The sequence below is a fragment of the Arenibacter lacus genome (assembly GCF_008711145.1).
GTDB classification, from domain to species: Bacteria; Bacteroidota; Bacteroidia; order Flavobacteriales; family Flavobacteriaceae; genus Arenibacter; species Arenibacter amylolyticus.
This window is the reverse complement of record NZ_VVIN01000193.1, coordinates 1-912: the sequence shown is the minus strand read 5'-3', so window position 1 is coordinate 912 and position 912 is coordinate 1. Positions and strand designations below refer to the sequence as shown.

The window sequence follows — 912 nt, the reverse complement described above, 5'->3', positions numbered from 1 at the left end:
AGTCCATTATTATATGGACCATAACTGGTGTTTGTACTTTGTATTAACTTCTCCCCTACCTTGATTGTTGCATCTCCTTAACGAGTCTGCAGTGCGGAAAGTTAGAAGTAAGGCTCTAATTAGAAGCTTAACACTTCAAATTCTGATCTTCTATTTACTCTATGCTTCGATTCTGGGCAGTACTTAGTACCGTCACAGTCGTTCAACAACTGCTTCTCACCAAATGCTTCTCCTTTTAGTCTGCTAGCGTCAACTCCTTTTTCGTTAACTAGATAGTCGATCGTATTTTTTACCCTTCTTTCGGTAAGCTTCATATTGTATTCCTGAGAACCTCTAGAATCAGCATGTGAGCTAACTTTTAAGATTACTCCTGGATTGGCCTCTAAGATTACCACTAACTTATCCAATCTTTCCTTTTCTGCTTTGCTAACCCAGGCGGAATTAAAAGCGAAACTTACATTACCAACGTCTTTCACCTGCTGCTTAATAGTAGCTCTTCGTTGGTTTTCGGCATCTCTTTTTGCCTTCTCCTCAGCAGCTAAACGCGCCTGCTCCTTCTCTTTTGCCAATCGCTCTGCACGTAAACGAGCCTCTTCCTCTGCCTTCTTAGCGGCGTTAATAGAGTCTGCTACTCGCTGTTGCTCATTGATCAAGGCTAGTTTTAGCATTCCTTTTCTGGATAGTCCTTTTTCAATTCCGAAACGATAAACAACTCCTGCATGGTGCTGCAAGTGGTTACCAGCGTCACCCATACCCCATTTTCCTGAGCTACTAAAGTCTAAACCAAATTCATCTGAAAACCAAGTTCTAAATCCGACAACGGCATTATAGGTCCCCATATCTTCACCATTGGCTCTAGTGTACCCTAGTCCGGCCCCTACATACGGATCAAAGAAACCAGTTTCTCCAATG

1 protein-coding gene is annotated in these 912 nt (G+C 42.4%); it reads right to left on the bottom strand.

Annotation, left to right across the window (positions count from 1 at the left end; all coding sequences use genetic code 11):
- Positions 1-119 precede the first annotated feature (119 nt).
- A partial coding sequence (locus F1E73_RS17120; RefSeq protein ID WP_150452677.1) for an OmpA family protein occupies positions 120-912 on the bottom strand: 793 nt, incomplete at its 5' end.